This window comes from Azospirillum agricola, from assembly GCF_020005195.1.
GTDB lineage: Bacteria > Pseudomonadota > Alphaproteobacteria > Azospirillales > Azospirillaceae > Azospirillum > Azospirillum agricola.
Genome location: NZ_JAIFZR010000004.1, coordinates 957,998 through 980,764 on the forward strand (window position 1 = coordinate 957,998; position 22,767 = coordinate 980,764).

20 protein-coding genes are annotated in these 22,767 nt (G+C 70.8%); 12 read left to right on the plus strand and 8 right to left on the minus strand.

Annotation, left to right across the window (positions count from 1 at the left end):
• Positions 1-7 precede the first annotated feature (7 nt).
• From JN22_RS13050 to JN22_RS13070, 5 genes are all read right to left on the minus strand, one after another.
• Positions 8-1,318 (minus strand): DUF1835 domain-containing protein, encoded by a 1,311-nt coding sequence (locus tag JN22_RS13050; protein WP_085554317.1) that lies wholly within the window; start codon positions 1,316-1,318, stop codon positions 8-10.
• A gap of 189 nt (positions 1,319-1,507) precedes the next feature.
• Positions 1,508-1,960 (minus strand): MaoC family dehydratase, encoded by a 453-nt coding sequence (locus JN22_RS13055; protein WP_085554318.1) that lies wholly within the window; start codon positions 1,958-1,960, stop codon positions 1,508-1,510.
• A 29-nt stretch (positions 1,961-1,989) separates the two neighbouring features.
• Entirely contained in the window at positions 1,990-3,291 is a 1,302-nt protein-coding gene (locus JN22_RS13060; protein WP_085554319.1) for a hemolysin family protein, read from the minus strand.
• Positions 3,292-3,316: 25 nt separating this feature from the next.
• Positions 3,317-3,952 carry an exopolysaccharide biosynthesis protein gene (locus JN22_RS13065; protein WP_223677701.1) on the minus strand — a complete coding sequence of 212 codons (636 nt, stop codon included), beginning with the start codon at positions 3,950-3,952 and terminating at the stop codon, positions 3,317-3,319.
• 232 nt (positions 3,953-4,184) lie between these two features.
• Positions 4,185-4,619, minus strand: a complete 435-nt coding sequence (locus JN22_RS13070) for a response regulator (RefSeq protein ID WP_085554679.1) — start codon at positions 4,617-4,619, stop codon at positions 4,185-4,187.
• A 251-nt stretch (positions 4,620-4,870) separates the two neighbouring features.
• Between JN22_RS13070 and JN22_RS13080 the strand changes: the two genes are divergently transcribed.
• Positions 4,871-7,003 (plus strand): ATP-binding protein, encoded by a 2,133-nt coding sequence (locus tag JN22_RS13080; protein ID WP_282183171.1) that lies wholly within the window; start codon positions 4,871-4,873, stop codon positions 7,001-7,003.
• An 81-nt stretch (positions 7,004-7,084) separates the two neighbouring features.
• Positions 7,085-7,720: a hydrolase gene (locus JN22_RS13085; RefSeq protein ID WP_085554322.1), complete on the plus strand. Its 636-nt coding sequence runs from the start codon at positions 7,085-7,087 to the stop codon at positions 7,718-7,720.
• On the opposite strand, the gene JN22_RS13090 is transcribed toward JN22_RS13085, so the two are convergent.
• A complete protein-coding gene (locus JN22_RS13090) occupies positions 7,711-8,226 on the minus strand; it encodes a helix-turn-helix domain-containing protein (protein WP_085554323.1) in 516 nt (171 codons plus the stop codon). The two genes, JN22_RS13085 and JN22_RS13090, sit on opposite strands and share 10 nt — an antisense overlap.
• A gap of 486 nt (positions 8,227-8,712) precedes the next feature.
• Between JN22_RS13090 and fliF the strand changes: the two genes are divergently transcribed.
• From fliF to JN22_RS13140, 10 genes are all read left to right on the plus strand, one after another.
• Entirely contained in the window at positions 8,713-10,374 is a 1,662-nt protein-coding gene (gene fliF / locus JN22_RS13095) for a flagellar basal-body MS-ring/collar protein FliF (protein ID WP_085554324.1), read from the plus strand.
• A 41-nt stretch (positions 10,375-10,415) separates the two neighbouring features.
• A complete protein-coding gene (locus JN22_RS13100; RefSeq protein WP_085554325.1) occupies positions 10,416-11,189 on the plus strand; it encodes a FliH/SctL family protein in 774 nt (257 codons plus the stop codon).
• 34 nt (positions 11,190-11,223) lie between these two features.
• Positions 11,224-11,538, plus strand: a complete 315-nt coding sequence (fliN, locus tag JN22_RS13105; RefSeq protein ID WP_085554326.1) for a flagellar motor switch protein FliN — start codon at positions 11,224-11,226, stop codon at positions 11,536-11,538.
• Positions 11,538-12,443 carry a motility protein A gene (locus JN22_RS13110; RefSeq protein WP_085554327.1) on the plus strand — a complete coding sequence of 302 codons (906 nt, stop codon included), beginning with the start codon at positions 11,538-11,540 and terminating at the stop codon, positions 12,441-12,443. The genes fliN and JN22_RS13110 overlap by 1 nt, the downstream gene beginning before the upstream one ends.
• 4 nt (positions 12,444-12,447) lie before the next feature.
• Positions 12,448-13,980 (plus strand): sigma-54-dependent transcriptional regulator, encoded by a 1,533-nt coding sequence (locus tag JN22_RS13115; protein WP_085554328.1) that lies wholly within the window; start codon positions 12,448-12,450, stop codon positions 13,978-13,980.
• Positions 13,981-14,014: 34 nt separating this feature from the next.
• Positions 14,015-16,186, plus strand: coding sequence for a flagellar biosynthesis protein FlhA (flhA, locus tag JN22_RS13120; RefSeq protein ID WP_143268280.1), 2,172 nt, complete (start codon positions 14,015-14,017; stop codon positions 16,184-16,186).
• 64 nt (positions 16,187-16,250) lie between these two features.
• Entirely contained in the window at positions 16,251-17,360 is a 1,110-nt protein-coding gene (locus tag JN22_RS13125; protein ID WP_085554329.1) for a flagellar biosynthesis protein FlhF, read from the plus strand.
• Positions 17,357-18,154, plus strand: coding sequence for a MinD/ParA family protein (locus JN22_RS13130; RefSeq protein WP_085554330.1), 798 nt, complete (start codon positions 17,357-17,359; stop codon positions 18,152-18,154). Before JN22_RS13125 ends, JN22_RS13130 begins: the two co-directional genes overlap by 4 nt.
• 22 nt (positions 18,155-18,176) lie before the next feature.
• Positions 18,177-20,066 (plus strand): hypothetical protein, encoded by a 1,890-nt coding sequence (locus JN22_RS13135; RefSeq protein ID WP_085554331.1) that lies wholly within the window; start codon positions 18,177-18,179, stop codon positions 20,064-20,066.
• Positions 20,063-20,416, plus strand: coding sequence for a tunnelling fold family protein (locus JN22_RS13140; protein ID WP_085554332.1), 354 nt, complete (start codon positions 20,063-20,065; stop codon positions 20,414-20,416). Before JN22_RS13135 ends, JN22_RS13140 begins: the two co-directional genes overlap by 4 nt.
• A 216-nt stretch (positions 20,417-20,632) precedes the next feature.
• On the opposite strand, the gene hisC is transcribed toward JN22_RS13140, so the two are convergent.
• Positions 20,633-21,724, minus strand: a complete 1,092-nt coding sequence (gene hisC, locus JN22_RS13145) for a histidinol-phosphate transaminase (RefSeq protein WP_085554333.1) — start codon at positions 21,722-21,724, stop codon at positions 20,633-20,635.
• Between the two features lie 65 nt (positions 21,725-21,789).
• Positions 21,790-22,686 carry a chorismate mutase gene (locus tag JN22_RS13150; protein ID WP_085554334.1) on the minus strand — a complete coding sequence of 299 codons (897 nt, stop codon included), beginning with the start codon at positions 22,684-22,686 and terminating at the stop codon, positions 21,790-21,792.
• Between the last annotated feature and the right edge of the window lie 81 nt (positions 22,687-22,767).

Here is a 22,767-nt window from a genome sequence, read left to right on the forward strand (position 1 = left end):
CGTCCGCCTATCTCCGCTCGACCCGCGCGTCCGCGTCGTTCCAGCGCCAGCCCGGCACGCCCGGCGCGACGCGGACACCGCCGACCCAGCGCACCGGAGGCGCCAGCGACAGCCCGTCCCGCTCCCCCCGCAACAGAGCCCGCCCCGCCTGCGTGATCGCCAGCCGCCAGCGCGGCCAGGGCTGGTCCGTCTCCTGGTCCAGGATCGCCAGCGGCGGCTCCCCGGCCTTCGCCATGGCCCGGACGATCCACAGGAACATCAGGTCGCCCAGCCAGGGCAGAGGATCCCGCTGGCGCATCAGCCGCGCGAAGGCCTGCCCGACCGTCAGCTCCTCCTCCGCGAGCGACTGGAGGACGATGCGTTCGGTCAGCGACAGCCCGTCGCCGGTCCAGGGCAACTCCTGGAGATGGCGGCGGAGCGCCCCCGGCATGTCCGGCAACCCCTCCGGAGTCGACCGGGCGATGGCCGCCAGCTCGGAGGGGTCGTCGCGGCGCAGCGCGTTCCACACGCGCCGGCCCGCCGCCAGGGCGGGCGCCGCCACCGGGCGGCGGGTCGACCACAGCATGCGGATCGCCTCGGGCGGCAACTGCCCGAGGCCGATGAAGCGCGCGGCACCGGGAAAATGGCTGATCGCGACCATCTCCAGCAGCGCCGGAGATCCGGTTTCATGGAATCGCGCGAGCCAGCGGGCAAGCGCCAACTGGTCGTAACTGTCATGCTCGCACCAGAGGACGACGCGCTCGTAGTCGCGGGCGGCCCGCGCCAGCCCCTCCTCCTCCCGCGCCATCTTCCCGGCGATGGCCGCCTCCGTCACCCAGTCCGAAAGGCCGTCGTCGGCCTCGACGATGAAGCGTGCCCGGATGGCGGACAGGCCGTCGCCCTCCGGTACCGGCCCGAACGCGCAGGGGTCGGAATGCTCCAGGAAATCGCCGACGAAACCCGCCCCGGCCAGGGTGCTCCGGATGTCGGAGCCGCAGCGGAGGTGCAGGGTTCGCGGACCGGCGTCCGGCGGCGGCGCTCCATGGTTGAGCGTCCGTTCGATCGCGTCCTGGGCCCGTCGCAGGGCCGTGATGTGCGTCTTCAGCCGCGCCCAGCTCGGGCTGCCGAGTTCCCGCGCGATGACGAGCTGGGCGTCGGCGAGTCGCGGCGGCCCGTCGGCGGCGATGGTGGTGGTGGCGTTCGGGTGATGCTCCCGGAGGCGGGCCACGGCCTCGGGGTCGCCGGCGCGGAGCGCGCGGAGCAGCTCCTTGGCGCGCGTCCTCTGCTGCTCAAGGTCGAGACGGAACGGCCAACCGGGCCGCCGGTTCTGGTCGGACATGACGATCCCTTTTCATGCGCATCCGTGTCCGCCGACAGACAGAAAAGGGAGAGGAAACTCGGCCTCGGGCTCTGTGGTCGCGGGCGCAGCCCTTTCCGCGGACGGGAGGGTCCGACCAGACCCGCGCCCGAGTGTACGGACGCGGGCGGGTCCGTCAAGACCGTCCGGCGGCCGTGACGCGGTGCCCGCTCACACCGCCACCGTCCGCGCGGCGATGATGTGGTGCATGAAGCAGGTCATCACCGTCTCGCCGCGCTGGTTCAGCGTGGCGTAGGCCAGCTTGACGGTTCCACGGTCGCCGCGCCGCGACGGCCTGGTCTCGGCAACCTCGATCCGGACGCGCAGCGTGTCGCCGGGACGCACCGGCAGCAGCCAGCGCAGCTCGTCCACCCCCGACCCGCCCAGGCTGGTGCCGGTGATGATCCCGGTGTCGCGCAGCAGGCGGAAGGTCAGCGACAGGGTGTGGAAGCCGCTGGCGATCAGCCCCTGGAACGGCCCGTCCGCCGCAGCGACCGCGTCGACATGGAAGGGCTGCGGGTCGAAGCGCTGGGCGAAATCCATGATCTGGCTGTCGGTGAGGGTCATCCCCTCGGTCTCGACCACGTCGCCGACGCGGAAATCCTCGAAATAGCGGCCGCTCATCCCCGTTCCCTTCCCTCTTCCGGTGTTCCTCAGCCTTCCGACAGCTCCGGATTGAGCTGGATCATCACCTTGTCGATGCGGCGCCCGTCCATGTCCACCACCTCGAAGCGGATGCCGTTCCAATGGAAATGCTCGGCCGCCGTCGGCACATGCCCGAAGCGGTCGAGCAGGAAGCCGGCCAGCGTGTGGAAATCGCCCTCGCCCTTCATGTTCTTCATGCCGACCAGCGCCTCGACCTCCTCGATCGGGGTCATGCCGTCGACCAGCCAGCTGCCGTCCTCGCGCTGGACCGCCGAGGCCTCGCCCTCGTGGCCGTGCTCGGGCAGCTCGCCGGCGATGGCCTCGAGGATGTCGGTCATCGTCACGATGCCCTCGACGCTGCCGTACTCGTCGACCACCACCGCCATGTGGACGCTGGCCTGCTTGAACAGGTCGAGCAGCCGCAGCACCGGGGTGCCGTCATGGACGACCAGCGGTTCCGACAGCGCCGCCCTCAGGTCGAAGGAGACGCCGTTCAGCGACTGGTCGAGCAGCGCCTTGGCGGAGACGATGCCCTCCAGCTCGTCGACGTCGCCGCGGCAGACGGGAAAGCGCGAATAGCCGCTCTCGCGGATCTCGCGCCCCACCGATTCGGCGGGGTCGTTGATGTCGAGCCAGATCAGGTCGGGGCGCGGCGTCATGATCGAGCGCACGCTGCGGTCGGCCAGATGCAGGACGCCCTCGATCATCTGGCGCTCGGCCGGCTCGAACACGCCGGTCTGGGTGCCTTCCTTGATGAGGGACTTGACCTCCTCCTCCGTCACCGTCTGTTCGCGGGAGGTGGGCAGGCGCAGCAGCTTCAGCACCGTGTCGGTGGACACGCCGAGCAGCCAGACGACGGGCGAGGCGATGCGCGACAGCGCCCGCATCGGGCCGGCGACGAAGGCGGCGATGCGCTCGGCGTCGACCAGCGCCATGCGCTTGGGCACCAGCTCGCCGATGATCAGCGAGAAATAGGTGATCGCCGCGACGACCAGCGCGAAGGCCGCCGGCTGGCCGTAGGGCGCGATCCACGGCACCTCGTTGAGCACCGAGCCGAAACGCTCCGCCAGCGTGGCGCCGCCATAGGCGCCGGCGATGATGCCGGTGAGGCTGATGCCGACCTGCACGGTGGACAGGAAGCGGCCCGGATCCTCCGACAGCTCCAGCGCGGTGCGGGCGCCATGGGCGCCCTTGCTTTCGGCCATCTGCTGAAGCCGGGCACGGCGCGCCGAGACCAGCGCCATCTCCGACATGGCGAAGAAGGCGTTGAGCAGAATCAGCAGGAAGATGACCAGCAGTTCCCAGATCATGGCGTCGTGCCCGAAGGGCGCTCCCTCAACCGAACAGTTGTTGCCACAGCATCGTCCCCGCCTGCCCGAGACCGAGCAGGACGGCGGCGATGATGGCGATGGCGAGAAGGCCGGCGATCAGGCCGGCCAGGACGAAGGCGCCGTCGCGCTCGATCAGCCCCAGCGCGATCAGCGCGATGGCGAAGGCGGGCGGCTGGTTGCCGAAGACGATGGGCAGGGCCAGGATGCCGGCCAGGATCATCACCGCCACCCCGAGCAGCCGTTCCGCCGTGGCGCCGACAAGTTGCGGCAGCCGCTCGCGCAGATGGCGCTCGATCCGCCCGGCCCAGGGCTCGGCGCGCCGCATCACCGCCAGGAAGGCGTCGCGGTCGAGCGTCACCGCGGCCATGCGGCGCGGCAGCCAGGGGCCGGACCGCCCGGCGGCCATCTGGGCGCCGATCAGGATCATCGGCAGGCCGGTCGCGGTGGACAGGCCGGGCACCGGCAGGACGTTCGGAATGGACAGGATCAGCAGCAGCGCGCCGAAGGCGCGGTCGCCCAGCAGCGTCATCACGTCGCCGAGCGCGATGCGCGGGCCGTGGTCGCGCGCCAGGAACTCGTTCAGAAGATCGGAAACGCGGCCGTGGGACGCGTCCCGGTCGGCACGGCTGGCGTCGGACAATCCCGGAGATCGGCCCGAAGGTCGGCCCGGAGGTCGGTCTTGGCTCACGACGATCCCCGGCGCCGTGGAGACGGGCGGGAGCGGCCGGGAGACGGGAAATGCGGGCCCATGGACCTTTCGCAACGCAACGGCGAGGGAATCCCTTCTACAGGATGGCAGGGCAAAGCGCCAGCGCGGGTTGAGGCCCTTGGCCGTTCGGAGGATCGGCAAGCGCACCGGCCGTGACGCCGCGCTACTGCCCCTTTTGCAGGGTGAAGGTCAGGCGCTTGATCAGGTCGGCCTTCGACACCGGCTTCACCAGATAGCCGGAGATGCCGTAGGCGATGGCGCGCTTCACCACCTCCGCCTCGCGGTGGCTGGTCAGCACGATCACCGGAAGCTCGGCCAGCGGGTTGCCGGTGGCGGTGCGCAGGGCGTGCAGCAGGTCCAGCCCGCCCATGCGCGGCATCTCCAGATCGCAGATGGCGATGTCGACGTCGTCGCCGTTCTTCCGCAGGATGTCGAGCGCCTGGACGCCGTCCGCCGCCTCGAACACCACGCGCAGCCTGATGTCGTGCAGCAGGCGGGAGATCAGCCGGCGCGTGAAGTCGTCGTCCTCGATCAGCAGGACGCCCAGATCGTGGATCGTCCGGATGCGGCGGGTCCCGTTGCCGGCCTCAAGCATCATCCCGTTCTCCGAATTGCGGTGCATCGTCCGAGGCCGGAAAAGAAAGCTCCGGCCGAACCGATCCTCGTGATGCATCGTTGCGCAGACGTTAACAGAATGCTTCTCCGGACGTGTTGTCCAGGGGTTTTGCAACGATCCGCCGACCCAACCATGACCGGCGGCGGTGGCGTTGACGGCCGCGACGCCGTATCCTGTCGGCATCCCGGCCGCCAGCCCGCCGCCACCTTCAGGACCGCTCCCAGGACCGCCCCTTGCCGACCCCCGCCCCCCCCTTCCAGACGCCCGGCGCCATGCCGTGTCCGCCGACGGCCGAGATGCTGGCCGCCGTGGTCGAGGCGACGGGCGCCGGCATCGCCGTCGCCGACCCGACGCTGCCCGACACGCCGCTGGTCTATTGCAACCGCGCCTTCCTGGAGATGACCGGCTACGCGATGGAGGAGGTGATCGGCCGCAACCCCCGCTTCCTCCAGGGGCCGGACACCGACCCGGCGACGGCGGCGGAAATCCGCGCCGCCATCGCCGCCGGGCGCGCGGTGTCGGTGGAGATCCTCAACCGGCGCAAGGACGGCACGCCCTTCTGGAACGCCTTGTCGCTGCGCCCGATCTTCGGACCGGACGGCCGGGTGCGCTGGTTCGCCGGCTCCTTCTCCGACGTCACCCGCAGCCACCGCTCCGAACGCGAGCTGCGCGACGCCCAGGACCAGCTCACCAAGCTCGCCGCCGAGACCTTCGCGCTGGCCGAGGATCTCGACCGCGCCCGCGAGGAGGCCGACGAGGCCCGGATCGCCGCCGAGAACGCCAGCCGCGCCAAGTCGCGATTCCTGGCGATGATGAGCCACGAGCTGCGCACGCCGATGACCGCCGTCATCGGCATGGGCGACCTGCTGATGGGCACCGACCTCAACGACCAGCAGCGGGCCTTCGCGAAGACGCTGCGCTCGTCGGCCGACACGCTGCTGAGCATCCTGAACGACGTGCTGGACTTCTCGAAGATCGAGGCCGGGCAGCTCACGCTGGAGGCCATCGACTTCTCGCTGCCGCGCCTGGTCGACGACGTGGTGCAGCTCTTCCTGGTGCGCGCCGCCGCCAAGGGGCTGAACCTGTCGGCCTCCATCGCCGACGACACGCCGCGCCATGTGCGCGGCGACCCGACCCGGCTGCGGCAGGTCCTGTTCAACCTCGTGTCGAACGCCATCAAGTTCACCGACCGCGGCGGCATCGAGATCGCCGTCTGGTCGCCCGCCCCGCCCGGCGTCGACCAGGGCTCCGGCCTCCATCCAAGCCGCCCGCTCACCCTGCGCTTCGAGGTGGAGGACACCGGCATCGGCATGACGAACGAGCAGCGCGCCCGCCTGTTCGGCGCCTTCGTCCAGGCCGACGCCTCGACCAGCCGGAAGTATGGCGGAACCGGGCTCGGGCTGGTGATCTGCAAGCGGCTGGTCGAGGCGATGGGCGGCACCATCGCGGTGACGAGCACCCCCGGCCGCGGCTCGGTCTTCCGTTTCTCGATCGAGGTCCGTCTGGCGGAGGCGCCGCCGACCGGCGAACTCGCCGCCCACCGCCACGCCGCCCTCCACCCGCCGGCGTCGCAGCCGACGAGCCCGGTGTCCCTGCGCCTGCTGCTGGCCGAGGACAACGACATCAACCGGATGCTGATCACCACCATGCTGACCCGCATCGGCCATCGGGTCGACGCTGTGGCGGACGGGCAGGCGGCGGTGGACGCGGTGCGGGCCAACGACTACGACGCGGTGCTGCTCGACATGGAGATGCCGGTCCTCGACGGCCGCTCGGCCACGCGGGCGATCCGGCGGATGGATGGCCCGGCGTCGCGGACGCCCATCGTCGGCGTCTCCGCCGACGCCCTGCCGGAGCACCGCGACGGTCATCTCGCCGCCGGCCTCGACGCCTATCTGACCAAGCCGATCGATTGGGAGCACCTGAACGCCGTCATCGTCGATCTGGCGACCGGATCGCGCGAGGGGCGCGTCGTGCCGGCTCCCGGCCGGCCGGTGCCGGACGGCGGCGGCTATTCGCGCCTGCCGCTGGTCGACCGGGTGAAGCAGGCCGAGCTGCGGCTGGCGCTGGGCAGCGACAGCCTGGACGGCATGCTCCGCATGCTGCCGGAAACCGCGATGCGGGAACTGTCGGCCATCCGCGCCGCCCTTCAGGGCGACCGCCCGCAGGAGATCCGGCAGGCCGCGCACACGCTGGCCGGGCTCGCGGCGAATTTCGGGACGCCGCGCATGGCCGCCATCGCGAGGGCGGTCAACGACCGGCACGACGACCCCGAAGCCATCGCGGACCTGCTGCCGTTGCTGGAAACGGTGGTCGCCGCCACCAGCCGGATGGTCCTGAACCTCGAATCCGGCGGCGACGGCTGAGGCGACCGGCTTCCACCCACGGGCCCCCGCCCCCTGCCTCCGACCCTTCATCCTCCACGATTTCCTGGAAATCCCGTCCCCATGCCCCGCGCGATCCAGCTCGATCTCCTCCGGAAGCCCAGCGGCCGCACCTCGATCCTCACCGCCTCCGGCTTCGTGCTCGATCTGGCCAAGCCGGACGCCACCGGCCTGCCGGTGGAGGACGTCGCGCGCGCGCTCGCCTACCAGCCGCGCTGGTGCGGCGCCACGAGCGCCTTCTATTCGGTGGCCGAGCACAGCGTCATGGTGTCCCGCCTCGTGCCGGAGCCGCTCGCCTATTCGGCGCTGTGGCACGACAGCATCGAGTTCGTGCAGGGCGACTGGCCGTCGCCGCTGAAGGTCTATCTCGGCCGCGACGAGATCAACCGCAAGCTTGCCCCGCTGGAGGCGGCGCTGGCCCGGCGCTTCGGCTTCCGCTCCCACCTGCCGGAGGTCAAGCGGGCCGATCTGGTGGCGATGGCGACCGAGCTGCGCGACCTGCTGCCCCCCGCCTGGATGGATTGGGGGCACCTGCCGCCGCCGGCGGAGGAGACGATCCAACCCGTCGGTCCGGAGCGCGCCTGCGCGCTGTTCCTGGAACGCTACGAGCAGCTCAGGCATCTGGCCGAGCCGGCCGACCGGCCGGGCACCGGCAGGCGGAAGAGCGGCGGCCGGCCTCCCCGTCCCCCTCAGGCCTGACCGGCCGAACTCTGCGCGCCGCCACGCCGTCCGCGTCCGCGCCGCGCCTCCGGCGGCACCGCCACCGCCCCGGCGGCCTCGGCGGCCTCCGACTGCTCGGCGCAGCGCTCGGCCAGCTCGCGGATGGCGCCGCGCACCTGCGGGTCGCGGATGCTCTGGTAGTAGCGGGCCAGCATCAGCGCCTCGCGCGAGCGCAGCGTGGTGTCGGAGTCATCGGTGCGGACGATCTGCGCCTCGGCGTCCTCGGTCGCCGGCCGGCTTTCCAGCCCCTCGAAGAAGACCGACACCGGCACCCGGAAGAACTGCCCGAGCTTGAACAGCCGGCTGGACGACACGCGGTTGAAGCCGCGCTCGTATTTCTGCAACTGCTGGAAGGTCAGGCCGAGCGCCGACGCCACGTCGCTCTGGCTGAGACCGGCCAACATGCGCAACTCCCGCAGGCGCTGGCCGACGAAGACATCGACGTCGTTCAACCCTTCCCTCTTCTCGCGACCACGCTTTTTCATGGCGTTCCCCTTGTGCAAAATGGAGGCCTGCCATCGCACCGGTCGTCCGAAGCACCGGGACCGTCCCGGATACAAATCGATTTGGTCGGATGCGGGCATGAATTACAACTCAGCTATGTCACGGCCGGGGTGATGTCAACCAGGGCTGAGGCGTTTACTCCGTTTGGATGAATGGAATTTCCCGATACTTGACCAATGGTCAGAACGCCTACGCCGGATTCGCGCAGGGGACTTTGAGCGTCCGCTTCCGAACGTGGCATCGCCGGACGGCCCGTGCCCGATCGGCAACATTTGTGGGACACTAGGCATGTTTTGCCGGGCACTGGGCAAAAATTGCCGCCAATTAACCGTCTCTTCATCAAGACGACGCAGCATGCCTGTTTGATGCACAGGACCGGCGCGGAACTTGCAGACCTTGTCTTCGCAATCGCGAAGCTGACGGTTTGAGGTGGGAATGCCGGGACGGAACCCGATCGGGGATGGCGCGTGAACAACCTTTTGCAGACCCTGCGCAATCTCGGCCCCGCGCGCCTCGCGGCGATCGGCGGCGTCGGTCTCCTCCTGATCGGATTCTTCGTCTACCTGACGACGCGCCTCTCCACGCCGGAGATGGAGCTTCTCTACGCCGAGCTCCAGCCGACCGAGGCGGCGGCCATCGCCAAGAGCCTGGAGGCCTCCAAGATCCCCTTCACGGTCGACAAGACCGGCACCAGGATCACCGTGCCCGCCGACCAGGTCGGCCCGGTCCGCATGAAGATGGCGGCGCAGGGCCTGCCGTCGGGCGGCTCGGTCGGCTACGAGCTGTTCGACAAGTCCGAAGGCTTCGGCGCCACCAGCTTCATGCAGAACATCAACCACCTGCGCGCGCTGGAAGGCGAGATGGCGCGCACGGTGCAGACCCTGAACGGGGTGCAGAACGCCCGCGTCCACCTCGTGCTGCCCAAGCGCGAGCTGTTCGCCCGCCAGCAGAACCCGGCGACCGCCAGCGTCTTCCTGAAGCTGCGCCCCGGCGCCCAGCTCTCGCGCGAGAACATCCAGGCGATCCAGCAGCTCATCGCCGCCTCGGTGCCCAACCTCGACCCCGGCCGCATCTCCATCGTCGACGACAAGGGCAAGCTGCTGGCGCGCGGCACCGGCAGCGACACGCCCGACGCCATGATGGCCAACGCCGAGGAGAAGAAGCAGGCCTACGAGACGCGGCTCGCCCGCGTCGTCGAGGATCTGCTGGGCCGCACGCTCGGCTACGGCAAGGTGCGGGCGGAGGTGTCGGCCGACCTCGATTTCGACCGCATCACCACCAATTCCGAGATCTTCGACCCGGAAAGCCAGGTCGTCCGCTCGACCCAGACCGTCAACGAATCCAGCGACAGCAGCGACCGCGACCCGCTGGCCCCGGTGACGGTCGACCAGAACCTGCCGACCGCCCAGTCGGGCAACAACGCCGGGCCGCTCTCCTCGAACAAGTCGAACCGCGCCGAGGAGACGATCAACTACGAGATCACCAAGACGGTGAAGTCGCACGTGCGCGAGTCGGGCCAAGTCCGCCGCCTGTCGGTCGCCGTGCTGGTCGACGGCACCTACCAGCTCGCCAAGGACGCCCCCCCGGCCTACCAGCCGCGCACCGAGCAGGAGATCGAGAGCATCAAGGCGCTGGTCCGCTCGGCCGTCGGGCTGGACGCGGTGCGCGGCGACACGCTGGAGGTCGTCAACATGCGCTTCTGGTCGCCCGAGGACGACATCCAGAAGCCGGAGGAGCTGTTCATGGGCCTCGCCAAGGACGACCTGTTCCGCATCGCGGAGATGGTCGTGCTCGGCATCGTCGCCGTCCTCATCATCCTGCTGGTCATCCGCCCCCTGATCGCCCGCGCCTTCGAGAAGGCCGAGATGCAGGAGGAGGATGAGATGGATCGCCTGTTGACCGACCAGGCGGGCATGCCGGCGGCGCTCGCCGCCCCCACCGGGGCGCTGGCCCAGGATCTGGCGCTGGAGGCCGCCCAGGCCGACGAGGAGCTGGAGCAGATGATCGACATCAACCGCGTCGAGGGCCGCGTCCGCGCCTCCTCCCTGCGCAAGGTCGGCGAAATCGTCGACAAGCACCCGGAAGAGGCCGTGTCGATCCTGCGCAACTGGCTGTATCAGGAGAGCTGAGTCATGCCCGCCTCTCCCCATGACGGCCGGAGGGCCCGCCGATGAGCGTGCGCAAGTTCCTGTTCGACGAGTCGTTCGACGTGGACGCCGTGCCGCGCATGACGCATGTCGACGACGACGACCTGCTGCCCGAGACGGAGGATCCGCTCCCCCAGCCGGAGCCGGAACCGGAACCGCCCCCCGCCCCAACCTTCGGCGAGGCCGAGATCGAGGCGGCGCGCGCCCAGGGCCACGCCGAGGGCTTCGCCGCCGGCAAGTCGGAAGGCACCGCGGCCGGCTACGGCAAGGGCTTCGGCGAGGGGCTGGTCGCCGGCCAGAACACCGGCTACGAGCGCGGCAAGTCCGAGATCGAGGAGCAGGTCAACGCCCGCATCGCCAACGCGCTCGACCAGCTCGGCAACGGGGTGGCGCATCTGCTGGCGCAGAGCGAGGCGGCCAACGCCATGCGCGCCGACCAGCCGGTCCATCTGGCGCTCGCCATCGTGCGCAAGCTGATGCCCGAATGGACGCGGCGCGGCGGCGCGATGGAGGTCGAGGCGATGGTCCGCGCCTGCCTGACCGACCTGATCGACGAGCCACGGCTGGTCATCCGCGTCGCCGACGACACCATGGATCTGGTGCGCGAGCATCTCGACGCCACCATCGCGTCGCGCGGCTTCGGCGCCCGGCTGATGGTGCTCGGCGATCCGGGGCTCGCACCCGGAAGTTGCCGGATCGAATGGGCGGAGGGTGGCATGGAGCGCGACACGGCCCAATTGATGGTTGAGGTGGAGCGTTGCGCCGCCCGCATGCTGGAGACTCCGGCCCCCGTCTGACGGGAGGCTGGACACAAGGAGGCCGGAGACCGATATGCCGAGCGACAACTTCTCGCTGAACGACCTGAACCCGGGAGAGGACGACTACGGCAGCTCCGGGGTCGCCAAGGATCTGGAGGCCGTCTACGACATCCCGGTCCAGATCTCGGCGGTGCTGGGCAAGTCGACCATGCAGGTGGCGCAGCTGCTGAAGCTGGGCCGCGGTGCCGTGGTGGAGCTGGACCGCAAGGTCGGCGAGGCCATCGACATCTACGTCAACAACCGCCTCGTCGCCCGCGGCGAGGTGGTGGTGGTGGAGGACCGGCTCGGCGTGACCATGACCGAAATCATCAAGTCGGACCGCGGCTGATGGCCAACGCCTCCGACACGTCCGCCCAGCGCGGCCGGCCGGCCCCCCGGCCGGAGCCGCCGCCCGCCGCCCCCCCGACCAGCCCGCCGCGCAGCGTGCGGCTGCGCGGCGGGCTGGACGTGGCGACGCTGGTCGGGCTGGCGGCGGCGGGGGGCGTGATCCTGGTCGCCATCACGGCGGGTGGCTCCTTGCGCGCCTTCCTCGACCCGCCCTCGCTGATGATCGTGCTGGGCGGCACGCTGGCGGTGACGACGGCCTCCTTCTCGCTCGGCGACGTCGCCGTCGCCTGGAAGAACGCGGCGGCCGTGCTGATCCACCAGACGCTCGACCCCAAGGGCGTCGCCCGGCAGGTCCTGCTGCTGGCCGAGGCGGCTCGCCGGGCCGGGCCGGAAACGCTGAGGAACGTCCTGCCGGAACTGCGGGCCGAACCCTTCCTGCACCGCAGCGTCACCCTGATCACCGAGGGGCTGCCCCCCGACGTGATGGAGCGCATGCTGACCGGCGAGGTCGAGGCGTCGGTCGGTGGCCACGCCCGCAGCGCCGGCGTGCTGCGCCGCGCGTCCGAGGTGGCGCCGGCCATGGGGCTGATCGGCACGCTGGTCGGGCTGGTGCAGATGCTGGGCAGCCTGAACGACCCGTCGGCCATCGGCCCGGCGATGGCGCTGGCGCTGCTGACCACCTTCTACGGGGCGGTGCTCGGCAACGTCATCCTCGCCCCGCTCGCCGCCAAGGTCGAGCGGGCGGCGGAGGAGGACGCGCTGGTCAAGACCCTCTACACAATCGGCGCCGTGTCCATCGCGCGCCAAGAAAATCCCCGGCGTCTGGAGATGCTCCTGAACGCCGTCCTGCCGCCTGGAAAGCGGATCCAGTATTTCGACCGGGAAGCCCCGAGAGTGGGAGCGTAAGGCTATGCGTCTGCTGATCGTTGGAACGTTGGAAGGCTACATCACCGCCGCCGGCAAGATCGCCATGAAGCGCGGGGCCAAGGTGTCGCACACCGACAGCATCGAGGGGGCGCTGACCGCGCTGCGGGCCGCCGCCGGCGCCGATCTGGTGATGATCGACGTCAAGCTCGACATCGCCACCTTCATCGACAGCCTGAAGGCCGAACGGATCACCATCCCGGTCGTCGCCTGCGGCATCGGCACCGACGCCGCCGCCGCCGTGCGCGCCATCCGCGCCGGCGCCAAGGAATACCTGCCGCTGCCGCCCAACGCCGAACTGATCGCCGCGGTGCTGGAGGCGGTGGCCGAGGAAAGCCACTCCATCGTCTGCTCCGACCCGGCGATGCTCGCCACCCTGCGGCTGGCCGACCAGGTGGCGCCGAGCGACGCCTCCGTCCTGGTCACCGGCGAGAGCGGCACCGGCAAGGAGCTGATGGCCCGCTACATCCACCGCAAGAGCCGCCGGTCGGGCGAGCCCTTCGTCGCGGTGAACTGCGCCGCCATCCCGGAAAACCTGCTGGAATCGGAGTTGTTCGGCCATGAGAAGGGCGCCTTCACCGGCGCCGTCGCCCGCCGGCTCGGCCGGTTCGAGGAGGCCAACGGCGGCACCCTGCTGCTCGACGAGCTGTCGGAGATGCACCCGCGCCTCCAGGCCAAGCTGCTGCGCGCGATCCAGGAGAAGGAGATCGACCGCATCGGCTCCTCGCAGCCGGTCAAGGTCAACGTCCGCCTGATCGCCACCTCCAACCGCAACCTGGAGGCCGAGGTCCGCGCCGGAAACTTCCGCGAGGATCTGTATTTCCGCCTCAACGTCTTCAGCGTCGCCATCCCGGCCCTGCGCGAGCGCCCGGCCGACATCCCGATGATCGCCGAGCATTTCCTGCGGAAATACGCCGAGGCCAACGGGCTGGGCGAGAAGCGGCTGAACGACGACGCCCTGCTGATGCTGCGCGCCCACCATTGGCGCGGCAACGTGCGCGAGCTGGAGAACACCATGCACCGCGCGGTCCTGCTGTCGCGCGGCGAGGAGGTCGGGCCGGAGGCGATCATGCTGACCAGCCAGCTGCTGGCGCCGGAAGGCGGCGGGCACTCCTCGATCCCGGCCAACTCGCCGGTCGCCAACCCCTTCGCCGGCCCCGGCGGCACCGTGCCGGCCGCCCCGCAGCAGCCGGCCCTGCCCACCCCGCTGTCGGTGGCCCCGCCCACCGCCCTGCCGACCAGCTACGGGCCGAAGGGCGCCAGGGGCGGCGCCTACGGCGGCGGCGCCGGGGGGGGCGGCACGCTCCAGGGGCTGATCGGCCGCACGGTGGCCGACGTCGAGCGCGACCTGATCCTGGAGACGCTGACCCACTGCCTGGGCAACCGGACTCACGCCGCGAACATCCTCGGCATCTCGATCCGCACGCTGCGCAACAAGCTCAAGCAGTACGGCGACGAGGGCAGCACGGTGCCGGCCCCCGGCGAGGGTTCCGGCGGCGAGCAGCGGGCCCTGGCGTAACCCGCGCGGCACCGGCTGAACGACGGACCCACCCATGGCCCTGACCGAGCACAACCCAGGAGGCCCGCCCGGCCCGACCGGCAACATGGCCGCGTTCGGCGAGATGTATGCCGTCGTCAAGGCGTCGCTGAAGCGCGGCGACGTGGTGATGGCGATCGGCATCCTGATCGTCGTCGTCGGGCTGATCATGCCGCTGCCGGCGGTCATGCTCGACCTGATGCTGGGCCTGAACATCACCATCTCGATCCTGATCCTGATGGTGGTGCTGTTCATCGAGAAGCCGCTCCAGCTCTCCTCCTACCCGACGATCCTGCTGATCACGACGCTGCTGCGCCTGTCGCTGAACATGGCCTCGACGCGCCTGATCCTGACCCAGGGGCACGAGGGCACGTCCGCCGCCGGGCACGTCATCGAGGCCTTCGCCAGCCTCGTCATGGGCGGCGACTTCGTCATCGGCGTGATCATCTACGCCATCCTGACCATCGTGAACTTCAAGGTCATCACCGCCGGCTCGGGCCGCATCGCCGAAGTGGCGGCGCGCTTCACCCTGGACGCGATGCCCGGCAAGCAGATGGCCATCGACGCCGACCTCTCGGCCGGCATGATCGACGAGGGCACGGCGCGGGCCCGCCGCAAGGAGCTGGAGGACGAGAGCGCCTTCTTCGGCTCGATGGACGGCGCGTCGAAGTTCGTGAAGGGCGACGCGGTCGCCGGCCTGCTGATCATGTTCATCAACGTCATCGGCGGCGTCACCATCGCGGTGCTGCGCCACGACATGCCGGTAATGACGGCGCTCGACACCTTCACCAAGCTGACCATCGGCGACGGCCTCGTCTCGCAGATCCCGGCGCTGGTCATCTCGATCTCCGCCGGCTTCCTGGTGTCGAAGGCCGGCATGGGCGGCTCGACCGACAAGGCTGTGGTCGGCCAGCTCACCGGCCACAGCCAGGCGCTGGCGCTGGCGGCCGGCGCCGTCGGCGTGCTGGCCCTGCTGCCCGGCATGCCGATGATGACCCTGCTGCCGGTGGTCGCCGCCGTCGGCGGCGCCGCCTGGTACCTGCCCAGGCTCCAGGCCAAGAAGGAGGCCGCCGAGGCCGAGGCGGCGGCGGCCGAGGCGGCGGCGCAGAGCGGCGGCGGCGGCGGTCCGGGCGGCGCCCAGATGGCCGACGAGCCGATCGCCACCGCGCTCGCCATCGACCTGATCCGGCTGGAGCTTGGCTACGGCCTGCTGTCGCTGATCAACCAGCCGCAGGCCGGCAGCCACCGGCTGACCGACCAGATCAAGGGGCTGCGCCGGCAGATCGCCGGCGAGGTCGGCTTCGTCATGCCGGCGGTGCGCATCCAGGACAACCTCCAGCTTCCGCCCAACACCTACATCATCCGCGTCAAGGAGATCGAGGCCGGGCGCGGCGACATCCGGCCCACCATGCTGCTGGTCATGGACCCGCGCGGCGACGCCATGAGCCTGCCCGGCGAGCAGACGGTGGAGCCGACCTTCGGCCTGCCCGCCATCTGGATCGAGCCCGGCTACCGCGAGGAGGCGCTGTTCAAGGGCTACACCGTGGTCGACCCCTCGACCGTGGTCACCACCCATCTGACCGAGCTGATCAAGGACAACATGCCGGAGCTGCTGTCCTTCACCGAGACGCAGAAGCTGCTGGACGAGACCGACAAGGAACACCAGAAGCTGATCGCCGATGTGGTGCCGAATCAGATCACTGTGGGCGGATTGCAACGGGTGTTGCAGAATCTCCTTGCCGAACGCGTCTCGATCCGGGATCTTCCAACCATTCTGGAAGGAGTGTCGGAAGCGGCCAGTCAGACTCGCAGCATCACCCAGATCACCGAGCATGTGCGGTCCCGCCTTGCCCGGCAGATTTGCGACGTGAACACCAACGAGATGGGATTCATCCCGCTCGTCACCCTGTCGCCCGACTGGGAGCAGGCGTTCGCGGAGTCGCTGGTGGGGGATGGCGACGACCGGCAGCTGACGATGGCCCCCTCCCGTCTGCAACAGTTCATCACCTCGGTCCGCCAAACCTTCGAGCGACACGCCATGATGGGCGAGACCCCCGTCCTGCTGACCAGCCCGCTGATCCGTCCCTTCGTCCGCTCGATCGTCGAGCGGTTCCGGCCGGCGACCGTGGTCATGTCGCAGAACGAGATCCATCCCAAGGCGCGGATCAAGACCTTGGGGCAGATCTGACGATGCACGCCGCGCGCCGCCACCCGCCTGATCCAGGCCCGCCCGATCCCGGAAGGCTCCGCCCATGAGGCTGAAGTCCTTCCACGCCAAGACCATGTCCGAAGCCATGCGGATGGTGCGCCAGTCGCTGGGCGACGACGCCATCATCGTCGCGACGCGCGAGGAGGAAGGCGGCGGCGTCCGCGTCACGGCGGCGGTGGAGGAGGAGGATCTCCTGATCGCGCAGGAGCGCGCGCGCCAGCCGGTGAGGCCGGCCGAGCCGGAGATCGACGTCGGCGAGGTGGTGGCCGACGCCCTGCACCGCCACGGCGTGCCGGCGGCGCTGGCCGAGCAGCTCATCGACGCCGCCTCCGGGCTGGACACCGACGACGCCTGCCTGGCGCTCGGCTCGGCGCTGGACTCCCTCTACACCTTCGCCCCCCTGCCGGACGGACGGACGGCGGTCAAGCCGCTGGTGCTGGTCGGCCCGCCGGGCTCCGGCAAGACGCTGGTCGCCGCCAAGCTGGCCGCCCGCGCCGTCTTCAAGAAGCGCTCGGTCGGCGTCATCACCACCGACACGGTGCGCGCCGGCGGCGTCGACCAGCTCGCCGCCTTCACCCGGCTGATGAAGCTGAAGCTGGCGACCGTCGAGGATCCCGACGCGCTGGCCGGCGCCTTCGAGGTCCACCGCAAGACCGATCTGGTGCTGGTCGACACCGCCGGGCGCAACCCCTTCAGCCATGAGGACATGGACGATCTGCGCGCGCTGCTGTCGGCGGGCGAGGTCGAGCCGGTGCTGGTGCTGCCCGCCGGGCTCGACGCGCTGGAGGCCGCCGACATCGCGATGGCCTTCAAGGCGCTCGGCGTCCGGCGCATGCTGGTGACGCGGGTCGACATGGCCCGGCGTCTGGGCAGCCTGCTGACCATCGCCAGCCGCGCGCGCATGGCCTTCTGCGACGCCAGCGTGTCGTCGAAGGTGGCGGAGGGGTTGACCCCGCTCAACCCTCTGGCGTTGGCACGGATGATGCTTCCGCCCGAGGAGGCCGGGGAGGACACGGCGCCCGAACCGGCGCCGCGCGGCCGTCCCGCCGCCAGATCCGCCGCCCAGCCTGCCAGTAAACCCGCTGCCAAACCCGCCAAGACCGCAACCAAGGCCAAAGCCGCCAGTTCCCCCTCGTCGAGGACCCTGCCATGACCGATCCGGTGTTCCCGGCCGCCCTCAAGAACGTTCGCCCGCTGCGCGGCGCCAACGTCATCGCCGTGGCCAGCGGAAAGGGCGGCGTCGGCAAGACGTGGTTCTCGATCACGCTGAGCCACGCCCTGACCAAGGCGGGGTTGAACACCCTGCTGTTCGACGGCGACCTCGGCCTCGCCAACGTCGACATCCAGCTGGGCTTTTCGCCCCGGAACGACCTCGGCGCCGTCATCAACGGCGAGGTGACGCTGTCCAAGGCGGCGCAACGCTTCCCCGACACCGGCTTCGACATCATCGCCGGCCGCTCCGGCTCCGGCACGCTGGCGCAGTTGCCGAGCCAGCGCCTGTCCGGCCTGCGCAACGACCTGCTGGAGCTGGCCAAGAGCTACGACCGGGTGGTGATGGACATGGGGGCCGGCGTCGACCGCACGGTGCGCACCCTGTCCGGACCGGCCGGGGTGACGCTGGTGGTGACGACCGACGAGCCGACCTCGCTGACCGACGCCTACGCCTTCATCAAGCTGACCCACGCCACCAACCCGTCGGCCGACCTGCGCATCGTCGTCAACATGGCGCAGAGCGTGAAGGACGGCGAGCGGACCTACGGCACCATCCTGAAGGCCTGCCAGAACTTCCTGAAATACAAGCCGGCGCTGGCCGGCATCATCCGCCGCGACCTGAAGGTGCGCGACGCCATCCGCAGCCAGACCCCGCTGCTGACCCGCTCGCCGACCAGCGACGCCGCCCGCGACGTGCAGTCCATCGTCCAGCGGCTGCTCGCCAGCTCGAACTGAGCGGGGCGGGCCGGAGGGGCCGATGGGCGGCGCCATCCCACCGCCGGTCGTGCCGGCCGCCACCGCCACGGCACCGGCCGCCGCCCCGGCGCCGGTTCCGGTGGGGGAGGCGACGGTCGTCGCGCTGCCGGACCGGCTCCAGGACATCGCCCGGCCGGTGGTGCTGACCGGCACCGTGCTGGGCGAGACGCCGGAAGGGCTGACGCGGATCCGCACCTCCGCCGGCGAGGTGCGGATCGACAGCCCGACCCCGTTGCCGGCCGACAAGCCGGTGACGCTCCAGATCACACCGGGCCAGACGGCGCCCAACGGAGCGCTCCAGGCCAAGCCGACCGCGCTGATCCTGCTGCAAAGCCTCGCCACCGCGAGCGGCGGCGCCGCCACCGGCACCCAAGCCCCCGCCGCCCCCACGCCGGGCAACACCGGGGTGCCCACCGTCATCCTGCAACCCCCGACACCCCCGGCCACCCCCGCCCTGCCGACACTGCTGCCGGGCACCGTCGTGCCGGCGCTGGTGCTGGCGTCGGCCACGGCGACCAAGCCGCTCCAGCCCCCGGCCGGCGCCCTGCCCCCGGTGCAGCCCGCTGTTCCAGGCACCCTCGTCGCGGCGCCACCGGCGGGAAGCCCGGCTCCGGCCGGGGACGCCGCCACTCCACCGTTGCCGGCGCCGGTCACTGCGCCACCCCAGAGCGGGTCGGCCCCCGCGGCCTCCCCGCTTCCCACCGCCCCGATGCTCGACCTTCCCGTCGAGCTGGGCGGCGACGCCGCGCATCCCGGTGCCGAGACGCCCACCTTGAAGCCGGCGAACCCGGAAGCGAACCCGGAGGCTCCCGACCTGCCGCGCGGGGCGACGGTGGCGCTGAGGATCCTCACCGTCACCCCGCCGCCCCAGCAGCCCAAGCCGCCCGGCCAGCCCGACAACGGATCAGGCCCCAGGCCGCAGCAGGGACAGTCCGGGACCGGCGGCCAGCCCCAGCCTTCCCCGCCGGCCGATCCGGCCGCCACCCCGATGACCGACCCGATGGCCGACCTCGCCCCCGACGCGCCGATCCTGCGCGGGACCGTGGCGGGCACGACCCCGCAGGGCCAGCCGGTGCTGGCGACCCGGCAGGGTATGCTGGCCCTGAACGTCCAGGCCAGCCTGCCGCAGGGCGCCAAGGTCACGGCGGTGCTCGCCGATCCCGCCCAGGCGGCCCGGCAGGCGGCGCAGGCCGCCCCGCTGCCGGGAGGCGATCCTGGACCGATGAGCGAGCGCGACTGGCCGGCGATGCGGCAGTTGATGGCGGCGCTGGCGGCGGCCGACCCGGCGCTGGCGCGGTCGATGCTGGCGACCATGCCGCAGCCGAACCGCAAGCTGACGGCGGCGCTGACCTTCTTCCTGTCGGCCATGCGCGGCGGCGACGCGCGCGGCTGGCTGGGCGACGAGGCCGGTTCCGCCCTGGAACGCTCCGGCCGCGGCGATCTGCTGGCCCGGCTCGACAAGGAGTTCGAGGGGCTGAGGCGCGAGGCGTCCGAGCCGATGCCCGGCGACTGGCGCCCCTACACGCTGCCGATGATGGATTCCAACGGGCCGAAGCCGATCAAGCTCCACATCCACCCGTTGAAGGGCGACGAGGAGGAGGGCGGCGACGGCAAGGAGAAGGGCAAGCCCGGCAGCCGCTTCCTGATCGACGTCGAGATGAGCCGCCTCGGCCCGATGCAGCTCGACGGTCTGGTGCGGCCCAACCATTTCGACCTGATCCTCCGCAGCCACGCCGCCCTGCCACCAGAGCTGCGGGTGGAGCTGATTCAGATCTTCGCCGACAGCGTCCGCGCGGTCGGCTATACCGGCGGCCTGTCCTTCCAGTCGGGGGCCAAGAGCTGGGTCAAGCTGACCCGCGCCGGCAAGAGCGCGCTCGGGGTGTCGGCGTGAGGCGCGAGCGGCTGACGACGCGCCCCTCCCCCGACAGCCGCCACGATTTCCTGGTGGAGCTGCGCGGCGAACCGATGGCGGGAACGCGGCTGACGGTGCGGTTCGTGCCGGACGCGCTGGTTCTGGAGCCCGCCGGTCTCGTCGCCTATCTGGGCGAACTGACGGACGTCGCCGAAGGGCTCGAAGCCCTGGCGATGGCCGTGCTCGACGACCTGAACAACGAGCTGGTGCCGCGCTGGGTGGAGATAACGGCCGAGCGCGACACGCCCTTCCCGCACCGCGTGGTGATCGAGGACCGACAGCCCAACTGGGACAACCCGGCCCTGGTGGCGCGGCTGCGGCGGCTCTGATACCGTCGAGTGAAAGTCCTGACACACCCGTAACCCGTCATGCCCGGCCTTGAGCCGGGCATGACGGCCGCAAACGATCGGAAAGAGACCGGGCGTGGATGACCGGGACCAGCCCGGTCATGACGGAAAGCAAGGTGGATGCGTCAGCGCTTGCGCTTGGCGGTATGAGACGGCAGGGGGGCATCGTCGGCCGACGCCGCCCCCCCGCACAGAACATCACCCTTCCAGGAACGCCTTCAGCGCGTCGGCCACCGCGCGCATCTCCTCGCCAGTGCCGATGGTCACGCGCAGGCAGCTCGGCAGGCCATAGGCCGGCATCTGGCGGACCAGGATGCCGCGCGCCTTCAGGAACTGGCGCGCCGCCTCGGCGTCGTCCTTGCCGGCGGCCTGCCCCTTGAAATCGACCAGGATGAAGTTGGTCACGCTGGGATGCACGGTCAGGCCGAGCTTTTCGGCCTCGGCCGCGAACCACCCCCGCCACGTCTCGTTGTGGCGGCGCGAGCGCTCAAGGAAGTCGACGTCCTCGATCGCGGCGATGCCGGCGACATGGGCGGCGGTCGAGACGTTGAACGGCCCGCGCACCCGGTTCAGCACGTCGACGATCCCCGCCGGGCCGTAGGCCCAGCCGATGCGCAGCGAGCCCAGCGCGAAGATCTTCGAGAAGGTGCGGGTCATCACCACGTTGGGGAAACGCTCCACCAGCTCCTCGCCGGCGGTGTAGTCCTCGCGGTTCATGTATTCGGCGTAGGCCGCGTCGATCACCAGGATCACGTTGGCCGGCAACCCGGCGTGCAGCCGCGCCACCTCCGACGCCGGCAGGTAGGTGCCGGTCGGGTTGTTGGGGTTGGCGAGGAAGACGATCTTCGTGCGCGGGGTGACGCGGGCCAGCAGCGAATCGACGCTGGCGGTCAGCCCGTCCTCCGGCGCCGTCACCGGCGTGGCGCCGACCGACTTGGCGCCGATCGGGTACATCAGGAAGCCGTGCTGCGAATACAGCACCTCGTCCCCCGGCCCGGCGTAGGAACGGATCAGCAGGCTGATGATCTCGTCCGACCCGGCGCCGCAGACGACGCGGTCGGCGTCCAGGTTGAAGCGCTTGGCGATGGCGCCGCGCAGGGCGGCCGACGCGCCGTCCGGGTAGCGGTGCAGCGTGGCCGCGGCGTTCGTGTAGGCTTCCACCGCGCGCGGGCTGGGGCCGAGCGCGCCTTCGTTCGACGCCAGCCGGATGTGGCCGGAATGCTCGCCGCCGACGTAAGCGGCGATGTCGAGAATCCCCGGACGCGGCACCGGGCCGTTCGGCTGAGTCATGGCGTGGAACCTTCCGAATCCAAAAAGAGGCGTGGCTGGTTTGGGAGTTGTGGGTTTGGGAGCGCTTACAGCGGCAGCGGCACGGCGTAGCCGCCGACGGTGTTGACCCGCACCGGGATGTCCCCGGACCGCTCGACCAGCGCGGTCAGGCGGGGGTCGGCGGGATCGACGAAATCGGCGATCTCCACCAGATGGATGGAGGGGCCGCCGTGATGGCCGCCGCCGGCGTGCCCTCCGCTGGAATGCCCCCCACCGGAATGCCAGGAGCAGAAGCCGACGGGCGGCAGGCCGCAGGCCTCCAGCATGTCCTTCAGCCGGCCGCGGCTGAGGTCGCCACCGATCTCGATGCTGAGCAGGGTGCGGTCGTCGCCGGTCGGCTCGTGCGCCGCCACGGCGATGGCGAGCGCGTCGCGGTTCTCGCCACGGGCGTTGCCGCGCCCGCCGAAGGGCAGGCGGGCGACCACGCGGGGCCGATTGGCGTCGGCCGAAACCAGGAAGCGCCACCAGGGGTCGTTGTCGTCCTCGGCCGGATAGGGCACCACCGCGACCGTCGCCGTGCCGTCCGACACGGCGCGCAGCGCCGCCGCCGGGGTGTTGACGGCGGTCATCGGCACGAAGCTGCCGTAATGGTCGCGGGCGACGTCCCAGAAGCCACGCTTGTCCTCCGGCGCGTGGACGGCGACGGCGAAGGGGCCCTGGATGCGGGTCAGCGCCGTGATCATCTCCCGCCACATGCGGACGACGACCTGGGCCGGGAAGGTTCCGGTGTGGCGCGCCATCAGGCGGCGCAGGATCGAGGCCTCGCGCGCCGGACGCAGGTAGATGGCCTGCCCCGGCGCGCCCTTGGCGGCGCCGATGCGCTCGACCACCGCGGCGCGGCGCATCAGCAGATCGTGGAGCGCGTCGTCGATCTGGTCGATCTCGCGGCGCAAATCGTCGAGCGGGGTCCGGGCGGGAGACATCGATTCACAAAACCGTCGGAGGCAAAGCCGGATAGTAGTAGTCCGCATGCGCCGCAAAATCAAAGAAAACGTTGACACTCC

What these genes read in the sequence shown, in the direction of transcription:
- flhA (WP_143268280.1), top strand. Translation starts at nt 14,015, where the DNA reads ATGGCCCTGACCGAGCACAACCCAGGAGGCCCGCCCGGCCCGACCGGC.
- JN22_RS13060 (WP_085554319.1), bottom strand. Translation starts at nt 3,291, where the DNA reads ATGATCTGGGAACTGCTGGTCATCTTCCTGCTGATTCTGCTCAACGCC.
- fliN (WP_085554326.1), top strand. Translation starts at nt 11,224, where the DNA reads ATGCCGAGCGACAACTTCTCGCTGAACGACCTGAACCCGGGAGAGGAC.
- JN22_RS13085 (WP_085554322.1), top strand. Translation starts at nt 7,085, where the DNA reads ATGCCCCGCGCGATCCAGCTCGATCTCCTCCGGAAGCCCAGCGGCCGC.
- JN22_RS13115 (WP_085554328.1), top strand. Translation starts at nt 12,448, where the DNA reads ATGCGTCTGCTGATCGTTGGAACGTTGGAAGGCTACATCACCGCCGCC.
- JN22_RS13070 (WP_085554679.1), bottom strand. Translation starts at nt 4,619, where the DNA reads ATGATGCTTGAGGCCGGCAACGGGACCCGCCGCATCCGGACGATCCAC.
- JN22_RS13125 (WP_085554329.1), top strand. Translation starts at nt 16,251, where the DNA reads ATGAGGCTGAAGTCCTTCCACGCCAAGACCATGTCCGAAGCCATGCGG.
- hisC (WP_085554333.1), bottom strand. Translation starts at nt 21,724, where the DNA reads ATGACTCAGCCGAACGGCCCGGTGCCGCGTCCGGGGATTCTCGACATC.
- JN22_RS13135 (WP_085554331.1), top strand. Translation starts at nt 18,177, where the DNA reads ATGGGCGGCGCCATCCCACCGCCGGTCGTGCCGGCCGCCACCGCCACG.
- JN22_RS13090 (WP_085554323.1), bottom strand. Translation starts at nt 8,226, where the DNA reads ATGAAAAAGCGTGGTCGCGAGAAGAGGGAAGGGTTGAACGACGTCGAT.
- JN22_RS13130 (WP_085554330.1), top strand. Translation starts at nt 17,357, where the DNA reads ATGACCGATCCGGTGTTCCCGGCCGCCCTCAAGAACGTTCGCCCGCTG.
- JN22_RS13050 (WP_085554317.1), bottom strand. Translation starts at nt 1,318, where the DNA reads ATGTCCGACCAGAACCGGCGGCCCGGTTGGCCGTTCCGTCTCGACCTT.
- JN22_RS13055 (WP_085554318.1), bottom strand. Translation starts at nt 1,960, where the DNA reads ATGAGCGGCCGCTATTTCGAGGATTTCCGCGTCGGCGACGTGGTCGAG.
- JN22_RS13150 (WP_085554334.1), bottom strand. Translation starts at nt 22,686, where the DNA reads ATGTCTCCCGCCCGGACCCCGCTCGACGATTTGCGCCGCGAGATCGAC.
- JN22_RS13110 (WP_085554327.1), top strand. Translation starts at nt 11,538, where the DNA reads ATGGCCAACGCCTCCGACACGTCCGCCCAGCGCGGCCGGCCGGCCCCC.
- JN22_RS13100 (WP_085554325.1), top strand. Translation starts at nt 10,416, where the DNA reads ATGAGCGTGCGCAAGTTCCTGTTCGACGAGTCGTTCGACGTGGACGCC.